Consider the following 5,162-nt stretch of genomic DNA (forward strand, 5'->3'; position numbering starts at 1 on the left):
TATATCTAAAAAATCATTATACTTATAATCGTTAATATTTTGACAAATATTTCTACTTTAAATAATTGATAATCCTGATTTTAAGCTTGTTGGTAACGGCTGGGGGTGTGACCAGTTTGGGTGAGCGGAGCTGGGATTTATCCCACGTTAAGAAGTTCCCTGCGTGCCAAACCGTTTCCGTATCCCATTCAGCCCAAATTGGTTACACCCCTTGTTAGGGGCTGGCTATTAATTTTCTGTCGTGTCTTTAGATTCGACATATAAATTTGCTACATTTTTTACGGTTTTACACGTGCGTTGGAACAGGCACACTCTTTGGCAAGCTTTGGTTGAAGCGTGGCTCGTGTGGCTTGGCAATGTGTGTGGCTGTGAAGGGTTAGGATTCATTTTTACGAAAAGTAATGAAAACTATTTTAAAGTAGAAAAAATTAATTGACCACAACGTTCTTTTTCTGCTTCCTCAATATCATCCATACTAAAGCCGTAGAAGTTATTTAGTTTCATTTTCAAAAATTCATTCAAAAGCACATAAGCAATAAAAACAAGATTGCTATACAATTTAATGTACTTATAATATGAATAGTCTTTGCCGTCTATATTTTCCAATGAAAACCAAACTTCAGATGGATTTGTAAGGCAATCTTCCAACGCTGAACGAATTTCTCGTCTTTCCTCACTACCCATTAATTCTAAGTATTCTTCGTGTAGAATTGTAATTTTTCTATTCTGATAATCTTTAAATACAAGATTACCATCTTCGCTATTTGCAATTATCATAATAATTATTTTTAAGGTTTACTAATTGAATTCTCAATAGTTATGATTTCTTTCTCTGAAACATTAAAAATTGAATATACGAATTTATCTATTCTGCTGTCAATATGCTCAATTTGTAATTTCAGTTGCTCAATTCGATGTGGTAGTTTTTGATTTTTAAGTTCTTCGTTAAGTTTTATTATTTGATTAACCAATCCTCCAAGTTCTTCGTTATTTTTTTCATTTAAATCAGGAATAGGAAACTCTAAAATGTCTCTAATCATTATTTGGGGAAAAGTGTCGTCATCGGATATTTGAAATTTCTTTCTAAAGTACCACCCGATTAAACTTGAATTAAGAATGCCTGTTAATGCAGGGTATGAATAACTTTTGTCAGTTATTTTTAAGATGAAAAGCAATGTATTGCAATACGATGTATCTGGAATGTAAGTTGAAATTAAAGTTTTCCCTGTAATTTTTCTGATTAGGATTTTTTCACCCTCAAAATTTTCTGGATTTCTAGGAGCCGCTAACCACCTGCCATATTTAATCCAGTTGTTATAATTCCAGAGTAATTCGTAACGCCCGATATGCTTACCATCAAAAAATGGTTTCCAATCGGTAGATTCTTGATTTGAAGATGTAAAAGGTTTCTCATCTCTAATTATATTAGTTTGAGGCGGAGTTCCTTTCCCAACTTCATACGCCTTAATACCAGAAAACATTTCGGCAATATCAGATATTTTCTTTTGCCCGCTTTCAATCTTTTCTAACAATTCTAACTCTTGGCTATCTGATTGTAGATTAAATGCATCCTGTTTTTGCCAAACAGCGGTGTTTACTGTAAAACTTCTTTCAGGATTATCAATACTTGAGATGGTACTCCTTTTATTAAAAGCTTTTACAGATACATCCGATTTATGAAATGGTTCTTTCTGCTGACTTTTTTGTGTTAGAAGAATGATTGTGTCAACGGTCGCACCTGAGAAAACATTTGATGGAAGTAGCACAAGTTCAGAAAGTAATGAGTTTTGAAGAATATACTTCCTTGTTGAGCCTGAAAAACCTAAGTTGAGCAAAGTATCGGGGATAATATAGCCGAGTAGTCCTTTTTGCTTTAGTAAAACTAAACCTTTCTCAATAAATAGCAAATAGCTTTCACCACGCCAAACCGATGTATTATACCTTGTTTTAAAATATGATAATTCAGATTCAGAGAATGTTGCGCCATAAGGTGGGTTTCCAATTACTGCATCAAAACCACCATCCTTAAAAACTTCTGGGTATGCTTTCTGCCAATTGAAAGGTTTAACTTTCTTTTCCTCACCAAAATCAATTACTGCATCATAAAAGTCAAGGTCGATTAAACTATTTCCGCTTTTAATATTGTCGTCAAGCGTTGGCAAAAGCCTTTCGTGCCATAATTTCTGTTGTTGTGCTATAGTTGTTGCGGTTTCGCCCTCCATACATTTTAGCAAAAGGCTCAACTTTGTTACTTCAACTGCATTTACATCAATATCAACGCCATAGATATTGTTCAGTAAAATTTTTTTCTTTTCCGATGATGTGAGTTCCCCTGACGGTGTAATTGGGCTATCTTTTTTACCAATTTTTGTTCCTTTTTCTGTGTAGTAGTTTTTGTGATATTCTAGCAAGAATTGGTATGCGCCAATGAGGAAACTACCACTACCACAAGCGGGGTCAACAATCCTAATATTTTTGATTTGTTTTGGCGTTTTTCCATTAATTAACTGTCCAACAGTTTTTTCAACAATATAGTCAACTACATATTGAGGTGTATAATAAACACCTCCCGCTTTTCTTACTTCAGGTTTTTCTTCAATTTTTGCCCTATGTCCGCTTGTAATCCTAATCTGCTTTCCTAGGAACTGTTCGTAAGCACTACCAAGAATTTCAACTGAAATTACTGAGAATTCATATGGGCTTTCAGGGTAATACATTTCATTGACAATGGTTTTTATAACCTTATTGTCAATTGTGATTTTTTCCGATATTACATCTTTCTTAAAATCAAATAGTCCCGAATTATACTTTTCATCTGCCTGTTTAAAGTTAAAGAAAAGGTTTTGATAAGATTCGCCCTTTTGATTTACAGAGTTTTTAAGCTGACCATAATTTTCAACTCCTCGGTCTTCCGCTATTCTTAAAAAGATTAAACGGTCAATTAAAAGTTGGACTACATAATTTAGTTCTTCTTCGTCAAGGTCTTTGTTCCTTAAACTTATGCTTGTTGCTAAGTAGGTTCTCCATTTATCTAAAGATTCAAGAAAATCGTTATCTACAGTTGCCGTTCCTTTTTTTGCCGTATCACTTTGTATGTACTTATCAAAACTACCTTTTAAAACCTTTTCTTTCGAAAACGTGTCCCACAAGAAATCGAATTCTGTTAAGTAGTCCTTGTAATTGATGTATTTAATTCTTGCAGTACTCGATTTATCAGTTGGTTTAGGCTTTTTTGTACAATCGTAAACTGCAAATTCCTCAAAATCTGTAATTATACTAACAGGAAGTTTTGCGCTCCAACCATAACGGCGAATTTGATAAGCAACTGAAATGTCATCTTTTATCGAAACGCTTGGTTTTTTTGCCTCAACAAAGAATAATCTTTTCCCGCCCGATAATCTGAATGAATAATCGGGAGCTTTTGTTGCTTTGCCAACTTTTACTCTATCCTCGTGAATTACTTCCCTGTATGCCTCTGCAAAACCTTGTGAATTGTCAACGTCCCAACCAAGTGCTTTAAAAAATGGGTCAATAAAGTCTCTTCGGGTTAAAGTTTCATTGTAATCCGCTTGTTTATAGGATTCAATTTGTTCTTCAAAACGAATTACTAATTCCTCGACTATCTTGTATGCTTGTTCTTTGGAAATCATTGTTCTGTTTTCTGTTGATAAATCATTGTCCTTTTTTCATCATCGTGCCTAAAGACTTGTATTTTACCATTTGAATTGAATTTTTTGCCTAATTTTAACAGAAGTTCTAGCGCAAGATGTTCGTTAACAGCATAAAACCATTTCTCAACTTTCCCTTTGTAATTTGAAGAACTTCCACTTATTGCACCATTACCTGACCAGATTAATTCTGTTTCAAATTCATTAATAGCATCAGACCAACTTTCTACGTTTTTCCATCCGTTAAACTTTATGGTGTAATTTTTATAATTTGTATTATCATAACCTTTCTGCATCAATTCCATTTTAATTTCATCGTAGACAAAAGGTGCGTGTTTATCTAATTTAACTTCAATTTTTTCAGTTCCTCCAAGCTGCCCAAAATGGATGCAAAGCAGGCCTTTAATTACAGCAAGATGATAAAAATGGATTGAATTACCAATTATCTTATGCATCAAAAACTCATTCTCAAAATATAACTCTTTAATCTCATTTTTTGATGAGTATTTCTCTAAATCAAAATCGGTTGATGATGTATCATCAGGTTCAGGTAAATATTCATCCAGAGGTTCGTTACTTTCCCAATTAATTGTTTCAAAATTGTCAATAAAGTATGAATTGTCAAAGTCAGATGCGACTTCTCTAAAAGTTTCTTTTGGTTTACCATATTTTTTAAAAAGAGCGGACTCAATATCATCGAAAGTTCCTTCAAATTCAAGGAATTCGTCTAGATGATGAGCATTGTCTGCTAGGTAAATAACCCTATTCCCTCCAAATAGTTTTAGGATTTGTAACATATACTTACGCCATTCATCCCTGTGTACTTCATCCTCCATTTCAAACCAATACCAGTAACGAAAGGGGGGATTCCAGAAAAGTATTTTTTGTTCATCAAAAGTAAGTTCAAGGTCAAAAGGACCATAAAATTCTATTGTTTTGTCTTCCTTAAAGTTATAATATTCATCTTCTTCTCTAAATGTCCAATCTTTTTTTGTTTTTATTTCTCTTATTTGTCTAACTCTTCTAGGTTCACTATTAGCCCAACTTAGGGCAAAAAGCCTCAAAAAATTAGCATTTGGGAAGATTGTATTATCAAGTTTGATTTTTATTTCTTTTGTTAAATCATCAAAACTTTTTTTGCTGAAATTAATTTTATGATTTCCTATCTGGTAAAGGTCTGTTCCCATAGCTTAAAGAATAATGTTATTTATCTCTTAAACTTATTGATTAATCGTGCGTTGGAAAAACGAAGGCTATTTTTGTTGCGAAGCAATTGCCTGTGCGGTGGGGCAACAAAAAGTGCCTGAGTGTGCGTGGGCAATTTTTCGTATTATTTTCTTCTGTCTTTGTAGCAAATTTAGGTCTTCTGCGATTTTTTCTTCATAGCTTGCCCCTAACGGTTGGGGGTTGTGGCTAGTGGGGATGTGCGTAGCCCACGTTTTCGTCCCCCGACGAAAACGAATGGCAGCGGGCGACCCCGCCCCGAGCTTCCCA

Annotated in this window: 3 protein-coding genes; all 3 read right to left on the reverse strand. The window is 34.1% G+C overall.

Annotated features, from left to right (window positions below; all coding sequences use genetic code 11):
• Positions 1 to 408: 408 nt before the first annotated feature.
• Genes G8O23_RS16975 through G8O23_RS16985 form a run of 3 tightly spaced genes read right to left on the reverse strand, consistent with a single transcriptional unit; the run spans position 409 to position 4,855 of the window.
• Positions 409 to 777, reverse strand: a complete 369-nt coding sequence (locus G8O23_RS16975) for a PBECR2 nuclease fold domain-containing protein (RefSeq protein ID WP_166367077.1) — start codon at positions 775 to 777, stop codon at positions 409 to 411.
• 11 nt (positions 778 to 788) lie between these two features.
• Positions 789 to 3,650 (reverse strand): Eco57I restriction-modification methylase domain-containing protein, encoded by a 2,862-nt coding sequence (locus tag G8O23_RS16980; RefSeq protein ID WP_166367079.1) that lies wholly within the window; start codon positions 3,648 to 3,650, stop codon positions 789 to 791.
• Positions 3,647 to 4,855: a hypothetical protein gene (locus G8O23_RS16985; RefSeq protein ID WP_166367081.1), complete on the reverse strand. Its 1,209-nt coding sequence runs from the start codon at positions 4,853 to 4,855 to the stop codon at positions 3,647 to 3,649. Before G8O23_RS16985 ends, G8O23_RS16980 begins: the two co-directional genes overlap by 4 nt.
• Positions 4,856 to 5,162 lie beyond the last annotated feature (307 nt).

Origin of the sequence: Perlabentimonas gracilis, assembly GCF_011174675.1 — a bacterium.
Lineage (GTDB): Bacteria > Bacteroidota > Bacteroidia > Bacteroidales > Tenuifilaceae > Perlabentimonas > Perlabentimonas gracilis.